This window comes from Gymnodinialimonas sp. (assembly GCF_059726805.1).
On record NZ_AP041059.1, the window covers coordinates 1,161,493 to 1,176,575 of the forward strand.

Sequence of the window (15,083 nt, forward strand, 5' to 3'; positions counted from 1 at the left end):
GGGGAAATCAAATCTTCTAGAACCAATGACCGCACGCCAGCGCTTTCAATCAAGCCATTGAAGGGAATGGGGCGGCGCACGTAAGAGTGTAAAGGCAATTACCGCCTTCGCGTGTGCCGCCCGCATTCTTGGCTGTTTCTTTGTGCCGAGCCCTCAAAGCTCTGTCCTTGCCGCGCGAAAGGCGATGTAGTCTTTTCCAAGCTGCTGATTGCTGCACGGATGCATGCCATGACCTCAATGGATCACAAGACGTTGGTTGCTGAGATGCCGCCCGATGTCCGGGCGGCGTTGACCACCTGTACCGATGCCCCTGGCGTCCGCCAGTTTGCAGGCCATATCGGCGCGATTGGGGTAGGGGCGGTCTTGATCCTGAGTGATGTGCCGATGATGGCCCTTCTGATGCTGGTGCAGGGCATCCTGATCAGCTTTCTGTTCACCGCCTTGCATGAGACGACCCACCGCACGCCTTTCAAGACCCTCGCGCTGAACATCTGGGTCGGTCGGATCTGCGGGGCCTTCGTTCTGATCGGGCCAGAGTGGTTTCGGTATTTCCATCTGGCCCATCACGGCCACACCCACGACCCCGACAACGATCCCGAGCTGGCGACGCCAAAGCCCGAAACCATTTGGCAATATGCGGTCTATCTGTCGGGCCTGCCCGATATCGCCAAGCGCCTGACCGTCCTGATCCGCAACGCGACAAGGCCCAACCGGGACGCCTATGTGCCAGAGGGCGCAAAGCCGCGCATCAAGACCGAAGCGCGGTGCCTTTTGGCGTTTTACGCTGGCATCGTGGCGGTCGGCTTATGGTTCTGGACCCCTGCCGCGCTCTTGGTCTGGCTACTGCCCCTGCTGATGGGCGGACCATTCCTGAGGGCTTATCTGTTGGCCGAACATGCCCGGTGCCCCCATGCGGCATCAATGCTGGACAACACGCGCACGACCCTGACCACGCGGCTGGTTCGCGCGTTGGCGTGGAACATGCCGTATCATGCGGAACACCATGCCTATCCCGCGGTCCCGTTCCACAAGCTGCCCGCGTTTCACGAACATGCCAAAGCCCATATCACCCACCTGCAACCCGGCTACGTCCGGTTCCACCGCAGTTTCGTGACCAAAGTGCTGTCCCATGAGAGCCCGCCATGATCACCTTCGACCTCGGCGCGCATAAGCGGCCCGTCTCAACCCGTTCGCCCGAGGCGCAGCATTGGTTCGATCAGGGCCTCAACTGGTGCTACGGGTTCAACCATGAGGAAGGCGTCGCGTGTTTCCAAAAGGCACTGGATCATGACCCCACGTGCATGATGGCCCATTGGGGCATCGCCTACGGCACCGGGCCGTTCTACAATAACGTCTGGCGGCAGTTCAGCCCGGCAGAGGCCGAGGCCGCCGCGCGTCTGTGTCATGCCCATGTCCAGGCCGCCCAGGCGCTGTCGGGCACGGCGGTGGAACGCGCCTTGGTGGCGGCACTGGCGCAGCGGTTCCAACAGCCCCACGGGGTGTCGCAAGAGACGTTTGACCGTTGGGATGATGATTATGCAGCGGCCATGCGGGCGGTCTATGCGGCGCATTCAGACGACGATGATGTCGCCGCCCTGACCGCCGAGGCGCTGATGACGCGCACCGCCTGGAAGCTGTGGGATGTGCGCACGGGCGCGCCCGCGCCGGGCTCTGACGTGCTGGAGGTGCTTGAGATCATCGAGGGTTCAATCGCCCGCAACGATGCGCGCGGGACGCCGCAGCACCCGGCGATCCTGCACCTGCACATCCACGCGACCGAGATGTCGGCAGCACCCGAACAGGCAATGCGCTCCGCGGATCTGCTGGGCGACATGTGCCCGGATGCGGGCCACATGAACCATATGCCCGGCCACACCTATGTCCTCTGCGGGGAGTATGAGAAGGCCAAACACGCCAGCGACAAGGCGATCCGCGCCGATGATCTTTACGTAGAACACGCGGGTGCGTTCAATTTCTATACAACCGCGCGGTGCCATGACCTGCACCTGATGATGTATGCCTGCATGTTCCTCGGCCAGTTGCAGCCTGCGCTAGCCGCCGCCAACAAGATGTGCGCGACCCTGTCAAAAGAGGTGTTGAGCGTCAAAGACCGGCCCCAGATGGCGATCACGATGGAGGGGTATTACGCGATGCGGATGCATGTGCTTGTCCGGTTTGGCCTGTGGCAGGACATCGTGGACGCTGCCATGCCCGACGATCCGGTGCTCTATTGCGTCTCCACCGCGATGCACCACTACGCCAAGGGCGTGGCGCAGGCCGCCTTGGGCGGCGCGAAGGCAGCGGAGGAAGAGCGTGTTAAGTTTCACGCCGCCTTGGCCCGCGTGCCCGAGAATCGGCGGTTCTTCAACAACGCCGCCAAGTCGATCCTCGCGGTAGGGGAGATGATGCTGGAGGGCGAGGTCGCCTACCATGCCGGGGACTACGCCAAGGCCTTCGATCATCTGCGCGAAGCGGTCCATCGCAGCGACACCCTGGAATACACAGAGCCCTGGGCCTGGATGCACCCGCCGCGCCACGCGCTCGCGGCTTTGCTGGCCGAGCAGGGGCATTATGCCGAGGCCGAGGACATCTACCGCTCCGATCTTGGCCTCAACGACAAGCTACATCGCTGCGCGCAGCACCATGACAACGTCTGGGCCCTGCACGGCCTTGTCGAATGCCTGCGGCTGCGCAAAGAGACGGTTGAATTGCCCGGGTTGGAGGAAAAACTTGCCCTCGCCTTGGCCAAAGCGGATGTCCCGATCACCTCGTCTTGCCTTTGCCGCGCCGCCGCGCAAGCCTGTTGCGCGCCCTAACGAAAGCCCGCCAATGATCGCCAGTCTGATGATGTACCAACGGCCAGAGTTGGCGGGCGCCCATGACAGGCTGTGGGCGGGCATTCGCATGCGTTTGCAGAGCGCCGGCATGGATGCGCCCCAGGCGCTGTCTCAGGACGCGGAAGAGTTTCTTGTCTGGCGCCACCCGGACCTGGTCCTCAGCCAGACCTGCGGGATGCCGTTCCGCCTGTGGCTGCACGATCACGTCGCACTGGTCGGCACGCCGGATTACGGGCTGGAGGGCTGCGCGCCGGGCTACTACCGCAGTGCCCTAGTCGTGCGCGCCGACGACCCGCGCGAGGGTGTTGCGGCATTCCATGACGCGCGGTTTGCCTACAATCAAAGCTTTTCTCAATCCGGGTTCGCGGCCCCCTATTGGCACACACAGCCACACGGCTTCTTCACAGAACGGCGCATTCAAACCGGCGGCCATCTCGCCTCTGCCCGTGCTGTGGCCGAGGGGCAGGCGGATATCGCCGCCATCGACGCCGTGACCTGGCGCAACATTCAGGCGTTTGAGCCATTTGCAAAGGCTCTTCGCGTGCTCGACTGGACGACACCAACGCCGGGCCTGCCGCTGATCGCGGCCAGGCACTGCGATCCCGACGTGATCTTTGACGCGGTGCAGGGGGCCTTGGAGAAGCTCAGCCCAGAGGATGCCGATGCCTTGGGGATCAAGGGCCTCGTGCGCATCCCGAAGGCGGCTTACCTGAGCGTCCGCAACCCCGACGACACGATCAGCCCGCCTTTTTGAGGGCGCGCTGGCACAGGATCCGGGCGGTTTGCACAAAACGGGCCTCGCGCGCGGCGGCGCCGGGCTCGGCGCGGCGGGGCATGATCCAGCCCACATAGGTCACGGCGCGCAGCGCCAGGAACAGATCGAGGGGGCCCGTGTCCAAGCTGCGCTGACGGGTGTAGCCCGCAACGAGTGCCTCCGTGAGGGCTTGGAAATCCGGCGCCGCGTGATGTTTCATCAACACCGTTGCAAGTTCGAACAGCCGATATCCGTAACCGCCGTCGTCGAAATCAATGAACGTGATGGCGTCGCCTGTGGTCAGCACGTTATCGGCCACCAGATCTGCATGGATCAGGCCCGTGTCGAGGCTCGGCCCTAGTGCCGCAAGCTCCTTGGCGGCCACCTCTCGGAACTCTATCAACAGCGCGCGGGTGTCGGGGTCGAGCGCGGGGTTCTCCCAGAACCGGCCCCAGACCGGGGCCTCCCCCAGCAGGCCGTCCGCGTTCCAGCTGTGTCTTGTGAAATCCGTTGGGGGCCTCCAGGCGTCACAGGCGTCGTGCAGCCGGGCGATGTCTGTGCCGAGGCGGTGGAAGGTCTTGGGCGAGGGCGCGATGGGCGTGCCCGCACACCAGCCAAGCATGTCCACGCGGTGGTCCTCTATCCGCTCCAGAAGCGCGCCCTTGCGTGAGGGGATGGGTTTGGGAACGTTGAGGCCCGCCGCATCCATGGCCGCCATCCATTGCAGTTCGGACCGAAGCTCTGCGTCGCTGCGGTAGCCTGGGCGCTTGAAGCGCAGGGCGTAGGTGTTTTCGCGCGTTTGCACCCGGTAGACGCGGTTCTCTCGCCCGGTGATGAATGTGGCTTTGGCCCCCGCCAACCCCCAAAGCGAAAGGGCCGCGTCGACCTGATCGGTCATGGCGCGACCTGCGTCAGGACCTCATCCAGGGCCGTCATCAGCATCTCAAGATGCGCTGTCCCAAACGTCATCGGGGGGCGGATCTTCAGGGTGTTCTTGTGCCGCCCGAGCTTCGACAACAGAAACCCGCGCTGGCGAAGGGCGTTGACGACGCGGTCGGCATAGTCGGACGCCGGGACCTTTGTCGCGCGGTCCAGGACGAATTCGCAGCCAAAGACCATGCCGCTTTGGCGCACATCGCCGATGACCTCATGACGGTCCGCCAGGGCGCGCAGGTGTCTCGCCGCCTGTTCCCCGACGCGCAAGGCGTTGGCTTGCAAGTCTTTGTCCGTGATCTCATCCAGCACGGCCATGGCGGCGGCGCAGGACACCGGGTTGCCGCCGAAGGTGTTGAAATAGCGGAAGGAATGGCGGAAGCGGGCCATGATGTCCGGCGTCGTGACAAGGCCTGCGACCGGGTGACCGTTGCCCATCGGTTTGCCCATAGTGACAATGTCTGGGGTCACGCCCTGTCGCTGATGGGCCCAGAAATGACTGCCAGAGCGTCCGAACCCCGATTGCACCTCGTCGCAGATCAGCAAGCCGCCCGCCGCCCGCACGACCTCGGCGGTGGGCTGCAGCCAACCCTCGGCCTGGGTCGGGAACCCCTCGTTCAGGAACAGGGGGCAGATGATCAGGGCGGCAAATCCCGTGCCGTCCGTTTCCAGCGCCTCGATCGCATTGGCCGTATGGGCGGCGAAGCGCGTGCCGTCGGGGTCGTCTATGCGGTAGCTGTCGGGCGCCTCCACGTGGCGCAGGTAGCGGTCCATTCCAAACCCCACCTCGGGGGCATTGCTGCGCGAGAGTTGGCTGACCAGCGTCGTGTTGCCGTGATAGGTGGCGTCCGTCGCGATGATGCCGCGCTTGCCGGTCATAGCCTCGGCCATGCGCAGGGCGATGTCATTGGCCTCGGACCCGGTGCAGGTGAGGATCGCGGTGGACAGGCTTTCATCAAAGGTGGCGGTCAGCCGCGCGACATAGTCCAGGATCCCCTCGTGCAGATAGCGCGTGTGGGTGTTCAGCGTCGCGGCCTGGGTGCGGATCGCGTCGACCACGCGGGGGTTGCAATGGCCGACATGGGCCACGTTGTTATAGCAATCGAGGTAGCGCTTGCCGTCCGCGTCCCAAAGCCACACATCCTCGCCGCGGGTAATATGCACCGGGCTGTCGTAGAAGGTGGATACGTTGGGGCCAAGTAGGGCGCGGCGGCGTGCCATGAGGTCGGTCATAGGTCGATCCTCAAGCCGTCGTGGCCGATGTGAAGCGGGCCGTCGTAGATGCCTTTGGCAGCCTCGCGCCATTCGGCTTGCGAAAAATTGGGATCGTCCGAGGGGATCAGGTGCGAGAAGGCCAGCGCTTTCACGCCCGCCTGCGCGGCGATGGCGGCGGCGTCCTGGGCGGGCGAATGGACCCGCAAGAGCCGCGCTTGCAACGTGCCCTCGGTGTCCCCGAGTTTCGCCATCAGGGCCGGTAGCGCCTCGACCAACATCGCCTCATGGATCAGCAGATCCGCACCCCGCGCGAATTCCGCAAGGGCGGCCAGGGGGGCGGTGTCGCCGGAGTAAACGACATGGGTGTGGGACGTTCGGAAGGAATAGGCAAAGCAATCCGCCATCGGCGGATGCTGCGTGCGTAGGGCGTGGACGGTTAGGCCATCGCGGGCCATGACCTCACCCGGTGCCACCGCGTGGAAGCGCACCAAGTCCCGTATGTCCCGGCGGCCATCATCCACGATGCGCAGGTCGATGTCGGCGCGCATCGCCTCAAGGAAATTTGCCCAATACGACGCCAGTCCGGGCGGCCCATACATGTCGATGGGCGTCTTCAGGCCCGAGGTCCAGGCGGTGTGGATCAGCGGCCCAAGTTCCAGATAGTGATCGGCGTGTAGATGGGTGATGAAGATCAGCGACAGATCGCGCAGCGCGATGCCCTGGCCAGTCAGCCCGTGGGTCACGCCCAGGCCGCAATCCACGACAATCGGCGTGCCGTCCAGCATGTAGAGGTTCGACGTCGGCTTGGACGAGTCCGGCCGCTGCGAGGGTCCGCCCTTGGTGCCCAACAGAACGATGTAGTCGCCGCTCACAGCGCCGCGAAGCCCTTGTCGAGCGCCGTCAGGATCGTGCCTGCGTCCTCTTCGGTCAGGATCAGGGGCGGCGACAGGATCAGGTTCGGACCCGAGACACGCACCATGGCGCCGTTTTGATAGGCGACTTCTTGGACCGTTGCACCAGACGTTGCGTCCGGGGCTTTGGTCGCGCGGTCGCTGACCATCTCAATCGCCGTCATCAACCCTTGCCCACCGCGCACATCGCCGATGACGTCGTATTTCTCCTTCAACGCAAGGCAGCCCTCGTAAAGCTGCGTGCCGCGCGCGCGAGCGTTCTCTACCACGTTCAGGCGTTGCGTTTCCGCCAGGCACGCCAGCGCCGCCGCCGCGCCTACGGGATGGCCCGAGTAGGTGTATCCATGGCCGATCTTGGCCGAGGCGTTGTTCTCGAACGTCTCGATCATCTTGTCGCCAAGCATCACCGCGCCAAACGGGAAGTAGCCGTTGGTGATCGCTTTTGCCGTCGCCATCATTTCGGGCTGGATGCCCCAGAGCCGCGCGCCAGACCACGCGCCCGTGCGTCCATAGGCGGTGATAACCTCATCGGTGATCAAGAGGATGCCGTTGCGGTCGCAGATTTCGCGCACCATCGGGGCGAAGGTTTCATGGGGCACGATCACGCCGCCCGCGCCCAGGATCGGCTCCATGATCATCGCGGCGATTGTGGTGGGGCCCTGAAAGGCGATCTCATCCTCCAGCGCCTGCGCGCAAAGCTGCGCCAGACGGGCCGGGTCGGTTTCGCCAAACGGGTTACGGTAGGTGTAGGGCGCGGGGATGTGATAGCAGCCGGGCAAAAGCGGCTCGTAGGCGGTGCGGAAATTGGCGTTTCCATTGACCGACGCGCCGCCCATGTGGGTGCCGTGATAGCCCTTCTTCAGCGACAGGAACTTCACCCGCCCCGGCTCTCCTCGCAGTTTGTGGTACTGGCGGGCGAGGCGCAGTGCGGTCTCCACAGAATCCGACCCGCCCGAAGTGAAGAACGCGCGGCTCAGCCCATCGGGGGCGAAGAACTGCGACAGCTCGTAAGACAGCTCAATCGCCGCATCGTTGGAGGTGCCCCGGAACGTCGAATAGTAGGGCAGCCGGTCCAACTGGCCCGCAATCGCGTCTTTCACCGGCTGGCAGGAATAGCCGAGGTTCACGTTCCACAGCCCGCCCACGGCATCGACAACCTCATGCCCGTCGATGTCCTTGATCCGTACGCCGTGGCTTTCGGTGATGATCTTGGGCGGCGTGTCGATGCTGTCCTGGGGCGAGGTCATCGGGTGCCACATCAGACGCCCGTTGTTCTCTTTGAGGAAGTTGGAGTCTTTCATGAGGCGATTTCCAATGTGTCTGACAAGGTGCGGGCCCAGGCGGCCTCGACAATGTGGGGCAAGGTGCCACCCCAGTTTCGGGTGATGTCTCGGGCGGCGGTCATCAGGTTTTGCTGCACGCGGGTGGTCAATTCGGGAGTGACGCGGGTCGCGACGCAGGCCACGGAGACGGCGCCTGCAAACAGGCCCGTCTGATCAAAGATCGGGGCCGAGATGGAGTATGTGTCCTCGCCATAATGGCGATCGGAATGGGCAAAGCCGGTCTCGCGTACCGCCGCGACGGCCCCCGCTACCTGCGCGGCAGAGCGGGGCGTGTTTGGTGTGAAGACCTCAAGGTCGTCCGTGACCTGGTCCATCAGTTCTGTGGGCCCGAATGCCAGCGCGCAGTGGCCCGAGGCCGTTGCGTGCAGCGGGAAGACACTCACGTCGATGATCACCCGCGTGGCGTGGCCGTGCGATTCGCATGAGGCCAGCGCGTAGATCGTGCCGCCCGAAAGAACCGTGACGTGGCTCGTCTCTCCGGTTGCTTCGGCCAGGCGCGTCAAAGCGGCTTCTGCGGCGGCCTTGCGGGGCACTGTGGCTTCCCGGGTCTGGGCCAGTTGCAGCACGGCGGGACCCAGGCGGTACATCTTGGACGCGGGATTTTGCTCCACAAAACCAACCTCTTCCAGCGCCTGAAGGTGCCGGTAGGTCGTCGCCTTGTCGCGCCCGGCAAGGCGGCACATCGCCGACAACCCGATCTCGGGCCGGGCGGTCGTGAAGTAGGCCAGCAGTTCCAGGGTCTTCGTCGCAGAGGACATCCAGACCATCCCTTCCCATCCAATTCTCAGAAAAAGTTTGACAGAGGATATTTCACAAGGCAACCTTTTTTCTGAAATGATGGTTCAAAATATGAACCGCTGCAGGGAGAAGACCTATGACCAAATTCACCACATCATTGACCGCGGTTGCCGTGGCCATGGCCGCACTTGCCGGGCCTGCGTTGGCTGAGTACCCGGAAGGCCCCGTCGAATTCGTTGTGCCGTGGCCTCCCGGTGATCTGGAAGACATCCTGACGCGCATGATCGCCGAGGATTTCCAGGAAGCCTACGGCGTGCCTGCCGCTGTCGTGAACCGCCCCGGCGGCGGCGGCGGTCCGTTCCCGGGCGCGATTGACGTGGCCAATGCGCCTGCCGATGGCTCTACCATCGGGTCGTTCATCATCGCCGTGCCCGTCGTTGGCCCCCAGATCGGCATTCCCGAGCTGAACCCCGACCCCTTCGTGCCCCTTGGCAATTTCCTGACCTACCCGTTCGTGATCGCGACGTCGGGCGATGCGCCGTACCAGACCATGGAAGAACTCGCTGCCCATGCCGCCGACAACGGCGTCGTCCTCGGACACTTTGGCGCCCCCTTGGTGCCGACGCAGGTGACATTGGGCCTCGCCAACCAGATGGGCTTTTCCTACGCCGCAGACGCGGCCTTCGATGCGCTGGATTGCAACACGCTCGCCTCGGGCGATGTGGATGTGATCAACACCACGCTGCAACTGATCCTGCCGTGCCTGGATGACGTGACCGTGCTGGCCTCCATCGGGTCCGAGCGGATCAGCCTGACGCCGGACGCCCCCACGGTGGCGGAACTGGCGCCCGAGTTGGACGTCGCCCTTTGGAACGGCCTTTTCGTGCACCGCGACACCCCGCAGGACATCCAGGACGCGATCATCGCCGTGGCCCGTGAAACGGTGATGTCCGACCGCGCCCAGGCCCTGGCCGCCGAGACGGGCGCGCTCGTCTACTGGCAGCCCGCCGATGAGGTCGTCACGCAGATCCAGACGGATATCGAGACGCTGGCAGGCATCGAGGCGATGCTGGCCGAATAAGCGCAATGGGTCGGGCGGCGCGCGCTGCCCGGCCTCGCCCTGCACCGGAGCCGCCCCATGTCCCGCGCGAAAACTCTGCAAGCCCTGTTCAAGCGCTATCGCCGCCCGGGTGACATCGTCTTTGCCTGGGTGCTGTTGATCTTCTCGATCTTCATGCTGTCGCAACTCTGGGGCCAAACCACCTGGCGCAACGGCAACGCATTGTTTGCGCAGCCTCGGTTCTGGCCCGGCGTCTCGCTGGCGGGCATGGCGCTGTTCTCGGCCCTTCACCTGCTGGGGTCCGCGCTATCGGAACGGATCGAGGGGCGCTGGTCCGAGGTTTGGCTTTGGCTCTCATCCCTGGAATACGCAGGCTGGTTCATCGTCTACGCGCTGGTGGTGCCCTACACGGGCTACCTTCCCACGACCGTGGTCTTTGCCGTCGCATTGGCCCTGCGTGCAGGCTACCGCAGTGGTGGCGCGCTACTGGCGGCGGCCGGCGCGGCGGTGGCCATCGTGGTCCTGTTCAAATCGCTTTTGCAGGTGCGTCTCCCCGCCGGAGAGATCTACCAATACCTGCCCGACGGCATCCGCCAATTCTTCCTCATTTACCTCTGACAGGGCGGCCTCCCCATGGAAAACCTACTCGCAGGCGCCCAGATGTTGGCCCGTTGGGACGTGGTCCTGGCCTTGTTCATCGGCTCCATCGGCGGCGTGATCATTGGCGCCATTCCGGGCGTTGGCCCCGCCGTGGCCATCGCGATCCTGTTGCCCGCAACCTTCGCCTTTGATCCCATCGTTGGTCTTACCGTGCTGCTCGGCATCTATGGCTCAAGCATGTACGGCGGCGCAATTCCCGCCGTCCTAATCAACACGCCCGGTACCGCTGTGAACGCGCTGACGTCTTACGACGGCTACCCGATGACCCAGAACGGCGAGGCGCACCGCGCCGTGTCGCTGGCCTATTCCGCGTCGTTTTGGGGCGGCATCTTCGGCATCCTTTGCCTGATCCTTCTGTCGCCCGTTCTGGCCATCATCGCGCCGATGTTCGGCAGCCGCGAGATCTTCCTTGCGGCGCTTCTGGGCATCATCCTCGTGATCCTCGCCCATCGCGGCCAGATCATGGCGGCGGGTCTTCTGGCGATGTTCGGCATCTTCCTGCAGACCGTGGGGCTCGATGCTGTCACCTACACGCCGCGCTACACCTTCGACCTCAGCTTCCTCAGCTCTGGTGTGAACCTGATCGTCGTCGTCCTCGGCCTCTTCGCGCTGTCCCAGGCGTTCTTCCTGCTGACCGCGCCGGACGAATCCCCCAACGCCAAGCCCGTCGCGGGCCGAATGTCAGCAGGCTTCCGCGAACTGCTCAAGCACAAGCGCGTGGCCTCCGTCGCCTCGGGCTTCGGCGTGATCCTCGGCATGATCCCCGGCACCGGCGAGTTCACCGCGCAGTTCATGTCCTACACCTACGCCCAGAAAACCTCCAAAACGCCGGAGGCTTTCGGCAAGGGATCGCCCGAGGGGCTGATCGCGTCGGAGGCCGCCAACAACGCCGTCCCCGCTGCCGCGATGATCCCGCTTCTGGCACTCGGCATCCCGGGGGAGGCGCTGACCGCGATGATGCTGTCGGTCTTCTACGTCCACAACGTCATCCCCGGCCCACAGCTGTTCCAAAACGATATCGATCTGGTCTACGGCCTCTACTTCGCGCTGATCCTGCTGAATGTCATCGTGATGGTGTTTCTGCTGTTTTCCACCAACCTACTGACAAAGATCATCAAAATCCCCACGCGGTTTCTCGGCGTGTTGATCCTTCTGCTGTCGTTCGTCGGCGTCTACTCCCTGCGCAATTCCCTGACCGATTGCATGATCGCGGCGGGCTTTGGCGTCCTCGGCCTGATCCTCAAGCGCCTCAATCTGCCGATTGTGCCGATCATTCTGGGCATGGTTCTGGGCGGCATCATGGAGGTGAAACTCCGCTCCGCCCTGCCGCGCCTGAACTCGCCGCTCGACATGATCGACCGGCCCATCGCGATGATCATCTTTGCGATGATCATCCTGGTGATCGCCCTTCACCTCTGGACGCTGATCAAGGAATTGCGCGCGCCGTCTTCCGGTGATCATGCCCTCCACGACACGCAACAGCGGTAGGACATCATGGATCAAGCCAGCATCGACGCCCTGCGCGCGCTTCCTGTCGCCCCATTAGGCCATCTGATCGATGGGCAAAACGTGCCCGCGTCGGACGGGGCCACGATGGACATTACGTCGCCCCTGAACGGCGAACGCCTCACCACCGTTGCGCGGGGCACCGCCCGGGATATGGAGGCGGCAATCGCCTCGGCCCGCGCCGCATTCGACGACAAGCGATGGGCGGGCCAGCCCCCTGCCGCGCGCAAAAAGGTCTTGCACAAATGGGCCGACCTGATCGAGGCCAACGCGCTAGAGCTGGCCGTCTTGGGCGTCCGCGACAATGGCACGGAAATCTCCATGGCGCTCAAGGCCGAGCCGGGATCGGCCGCCGCCACCATCCGCTACTACGCCGAGGCGCTCGACAAGGTGTATGGCGAAATTGCCCCCACCGACCCAGGCACTCTGGGCCTGATCCACAAAGAACCCGTGGGCGTCGTGGGCGCGATCATCCCCTGGAACTTCCCGCTGATGATCGGCGCGTGGAAGCTCGGGCCTGCCTTGGCCATGGGCAATTCCGTGGTGCTGAAGCCCGCCGAAACCGCGTCCCTCTCGCTGATGCGCATGGCCGATCTGGCGTTAGAGGCGGGATTGCCGCCCGGCGTGCTGAACGCGGTGACCGGCGAAGGCGCTGTGGTAGGCGAGGCGATGGGCCTCTCCATGGACGTCGATGTGCTGGTCTTCACCGGCTCCGGCGGGACGGGGCGGCGGCTACTGGAATACGCCGCCCGGTCCAACCTCAAACGCGTCTATCTGGAGTTGGGCGGCAAGTCCCCCAACGTGATCTTCGCCGATGCGCCCGATTTGGAGGAGGCCGCCAAGGTCGCCGCCGCGGGCATCTTCCGCAACGCGGGCCAGGTCTGCGTCGCGGGCTCCAGGCTGTTGGTCGAGGCGTCAATCCACGACGACTTCGTTGCCGCTGTCACCCGTGCGACCGAGGCGATGCGCGTCGGTGACCCGCTGAGCCTTGCCACCCAGATCGGCGCGGTGAACTCGGAAGCGCAACTGGCCCAGAACCTGGCGTTCGTGGATACCGCGCGCGGTGAAGGCGGCACCATCGTCACGGGCGGCACCCGCGTGCTGGAAGACACCGGCGGCAGTTTCATGGCCCCCACGATCGTCACCGACGTCACCCCCGATGCGACCCTTTCGCAGAAGGAAGTCTTTGGCCCCATCCTCGGCGTCACCCCGTTTGAGACGGATGACGAGGCCGTGCGCATCGCCAATTCAACGGTCTACGGGCTGGCGGGCGCGGTCTGGACCTCAAACCTCGGCCGCGCCCACCGCATGGTCCGCGACATCCGCACGGGCGTCATGCATGTGAACACCTATGGCGGCGCCGACGGCACCGTGCCCCTGGGTGGCGTCGGGCAATCGGGCAACGGGTCCGATAAGTCCCTGCACGCCCTGGATAAATACATCAACCTCAAGACGGCGTGGATCAAACTATGACCGACAAAACCATTCTCGTGATCGGCACCTATGACACCAAGGATGCGGAATTGGGGTTCCTGTCCGACGTGATCCGGGGGCAGGGGGGCAAGGTGCTCAGCATGGATGTGTCCGTCCTGGGCGCGCCGTCCGCGCCCTGCGATCTGTCCAAGCATGATGTGGCGGAGGAGGGCGGCAGCAGCATTGAGGCCGCCATAGCCTCGGGCGATGAGAACAAGGCGATGCAGATCATGGCCCACGGCGCGTCGCTTTTGGTGGCGCGGCTCTACGCCGAGGGGCGCTTTGACGGCATGGTCGTGCTTGGCGGCACCATGGGGACCGACCTGGCGCTCGATGTCTGCTCGGCGCTGCCCTTGGGTGTGCCGAAATACATCGTCTCAACCGTGTCCTTCTCCCCCCTGATCCCGCCCGAGCGGATCGCGGCGGACACCCAGATGATCCTCTGGGCGGGCGGTCTTTATGGATTGAACTCGGTCTGCAAGGCCTCGCTGTCCCAGGCCGCTGGCGCGGTCCTTGGCGCCGCCCGCGCGGTGCAAATGCCGGACCCTTCAAGGCCGCTGATCGGAATGATGTCGCTTGGCACCTCGGCGCTGAAATACGTCATCCCCCTGAAACCCGCGCTGGAAGAGCGTGGCTATGAGGTCGCCGTGTTCCACGCCACCGGCATGGGCGGGCGTGCGTTTGAAAGCCTTGCCGCCCAAGGGGCCTTTGCCTGCGTGTTTGACTTCTGCACGCAAGAGCTTGGCAACCACATCCACGGCTCCAACATCTCGGCCGGGGCCGATAGGCTGACCGGTGCAGGGACCCATGGCACGCCGCAGATCGTGGCGCCGGGGTGTTATGACCTCGTGGATATCGTGGGCTGGCAGCCGATCCCTGAAAAGTGGGCTCATCACCTCAGCCACGCGCACAACCGCCTGCTGACCTCCATCGTTCTCAACACGGACGAGCGGCGCGCGGTCGCCCGCGCCCATGCCGTGCAACTGGCCAAGGCTACCGGGCCCACGGCCATGATTCTGCCCCGCCACGGCCTCGGCGAATGGGACCGCGTCGGCGCGGATCTGCATGATCAGGCGGGCCTTGATGCGTTTCTGGCGGAACTCTCGGGGGCGCTGCCCGCCAACGTGCAAGCCCACCCCGTCGACGCCCACATCAACGACGCGCTCTTCGCCGACACCGCGCTGGCGATTTTTGATGCCTGGCGGGCTGAGGGGTTAGTCCCGTGACCCGGGGTCCAGTTTCGCCAGCAGATCCAGCAGCGTCTCATAGTCCTCATCCCCCAGCGACGCGCGAATATCGGCCACGATCCGAGCCGATTGCTCGGCGCGGTCGTCGATGATCTTCTGGCCGGCGGCGGTGATCTCGATGAAGTGTCGGCGGCGGTCGACCTCATCCCTCGTCTGGGTGATCAACCCCTTCTCGCGCATCTTGGTGGCGATCCGGGTGAGGCTTGGGAAAAGCAGACTGGCGCGGTCGGCGAGCGAGGTCGCATCCAGCGGGCCATTTTCGGACAACACCCGCAGCACCCGCCACTGCTGTTCAGTAATCCCGGTCTCCGACAGCATATCGCGGATCGGGGCCATCACCCCCTCGCGCGCGCGGATCAGCGCCATCGGCAAAGAGCGCGCGGTCGGGGGGAATTTGCGGGACATG

The 15,083-nt window shown here is 64.4% G+C and carries 14 protein-coding genes; 8 read left to right on the forward strand and 6 right to left on the reverse strand.

Features of this window, described 5'->3' with window-relative positions; translation table 11 throughout:
- The first annotated feature begins 228 nt into the window (after nt 1-228).
- From AC6I9R_RS05755 to AC6I9R_RS05765, 3 genes are read left to right on the forward strand one after another with little or no spacing between them, the layout of a single operon-like run.
- Entirely contained in the window at nt 229-1,146 is a 918-nt protein-coding gene (locus tag AC6I9R_RS05755) for a fatty acid desaturase (protein ID WP_461427872.1), read from the forward strand.
- Nucleotides 1,143-2,816: a tetratricopeptide repeat protein gene (locus AC6I9R_RS05760; RefSeq protein WP_461427873.1), complete on the forward strand. Its 1,674-nt coding sequence runs from the start codon at nt 1,143-1,145 to the stop codon at nt 2,814-2,816. Before AC6I9R_RS05755 ends, AC6I9R_RS05760 begins: the two co-directional genes overlap by 4 nt.
- Nucleotides 2,817-2,829: 13 nt before the next feature.
- Nucleotides 2,830-3,591 (forward strand): phosphate/phosphite/phosphonate ABC transporter substrate-binding protein, encoded by a 762-nt coding sequence (locus tag AC6I9R_RS05765; RefSeq protein ID WP_461427874.1) that lies wholly within the window; start codon nt 2,830-2,832, stop codon nt 3,589-3,591.
- Here the strand turns inward: AC6I9R_RS05765 and AC6I9R_RS05770 are convergent.
- Genes AC6I9R_RS05770 through AC6I9R_RS05790 form a run of 5 tightly spaced genes read right to left on the reverse strand, consistent with a single transcriptional unit; the run spans nt 3,575 to nt 8,751 of the window.
- A complete protein-coding gene (locus tag AC6I9R_RS05770) occupies nt 3,575-4,489 on the reverse strand; it encodes a phosphotransferase enzyme family protein (RefSeq protein WP_461427875.1) in 915 nt (304 codons plus the stop codon). The two genes, AC6I9R_RS05765 and AC6I9R_RS05770, sit on opposite strands and share 17 nt — an antisense overlap.
- Nucleotides 4,486-5,757, reverse strand: a complete 1,272-nt coding sequence (locus AC6I9R_RS05775; RefSeq protein WP_461427876.1) for an aspartate aminotransferase family protein — start codon at nt 5,755-5,757, stop codon at nt 4,486-4,488. Before AC6I9R_RS05775 ends, AC6I9R_RS05770 begins: the two co-directional genes overlap by 4 nt.
- On the reverse strand, nt 5,754-6,611 hold the full coding sequence (locus AC6I9R_RS05780; protein ID WP_461427877.1) for an MBL fold metallo-hydrolase: 858 nt from the start codon (nt 6,609-6,611) through the stop codon (nt 5,754-5,756). Before AC6I9R_RS05780 ends, AC6I9R_RS05775 begins: the two co-directional genes overlap by 4 nt.
- Nucleotides 6,608-7,951: an aspartate aminotransferase family protein gene (locus AC6I9R_RS05785; protein WP_461427878.1), complete on the reverse strand. Its 1,344-nt coding sequence runs from the start codon at nt 7,949-7,951 to the stop codon at nt 6,608-6,610. The genes AC6I9R_RS05780 and AC6I9R_RS05785 overlap by 4 nt, the downstream gene beginning before the upstream one ends.
- Nucleotides 7,948-8,751, reverse strand: coding sequence for an IclR family transcriptional regulator (locus AC6I9R_RS05790; RefSeq protein ID WP_461427879.1), 804 nt, complete (start codon nt 8,749-8,751; stop codon nt 7,948-7,950). The genes AC6I9R_RS05785 and AC6I9R_RS05790 overlap by 4 nt, the downstream gene beginning before the upstream one ends.
- 116 nt (nt 8,752-8,867) lie before the next feature.
- On the opposite strand from AC6I9R_RS05790, the gene AC6I9R_RS05795 reads away from it, so the two are divergent.
- Genes AC6I9R_RS05795 through AC6I9R_RS05815 form a run of 5 tightly spaced genes read left to right on the forward strand, consistent with a single transcriptional unit; the run spans nt 8,868 to nt 14,656 of the window.
- Nucleotides 8,868-9,812, forward strand: a complete 945-nt coding sequence (locus AC6I9R_RS05795; RefSeq protein ID WP_461427880.1) for a tripartite tricarboxylate transporter substrate-binding protein — start codon at nt 8,868-8,870, stop codon at nt 9,810-9,812.
- A gap of 57 nt (nt 9,813-9,869) precedes the next feature.
- Nucleotides 9,870-10,409, forward strand: coding sequence for a tripartite tricarboxylate transporter TctB family protein (locus AC6I9R_RS05800; RefSeq protein WP_461427881.1), 540 nt, complete (start codon nt 9,870-9,872; stop codon nt 10,407-10,409).
- Between the two features lie 15 nt (nt 10,410-10,424).
- On the forward strand, nt 10,425-11,939 hold the full coding sequence (locus tag AC6I9R_RS05805) for a tripartite tricarboxylate transporter permease (protein WP_461427882.1): 1,515 nt from the start codon (nt 10,425-10,427) through the stop codon (nt 11,937-11,939).
- A 6-nt stretch (nt 11,940-11,945) separates the two neighbouring features.
- Entirely contained in the window at nt 11,946-13,430 is a 1,485-nt protein-coding gene (locus AC6I9R_RS05810) for an aldehyde dehydrogenase family protein (protein ID WP_461427883.1), read from the forward strand.
- Nucleotides 13,427-14,656: a Tm-1-like ATP-binding domain-containing protein gene (locus tag AC6I9R_RS05815; protein ID WP_461427884.1), complete on the forward strand. Its 1,230-nt coding sequence runs from the start codon at nt 13,427-13,429 to the stop codon at nt 14,654-14,656. The genes AC6I9R_RS05810 and AC6I9R_RS05815 overlap by 4 nt, the downstream gene beginning before the upstream one ends.
- On the opposite strand, the gene hpaR is transcribed toward AC6I9R_RS05815, so the two are convergent.
- Complete coding sequence (gene hpaR / locus AC6I9R_RS05820; RefSeq protein ID WP_461427885.1) at nt 14,645-15,082, reverse strand: homoprotocatechuate degradation operon regulator HpaR; 438 nt, start codon at nt 15,080-15,082, stop codon at nt 14,645-14,647. The two genes, AC6I9R_RS05815 and hpaR, sit on opposite strands and share 12 nt — an antisense overlap.
- Nucleotide 15,083: the final 1 nt, after the last annotated feature.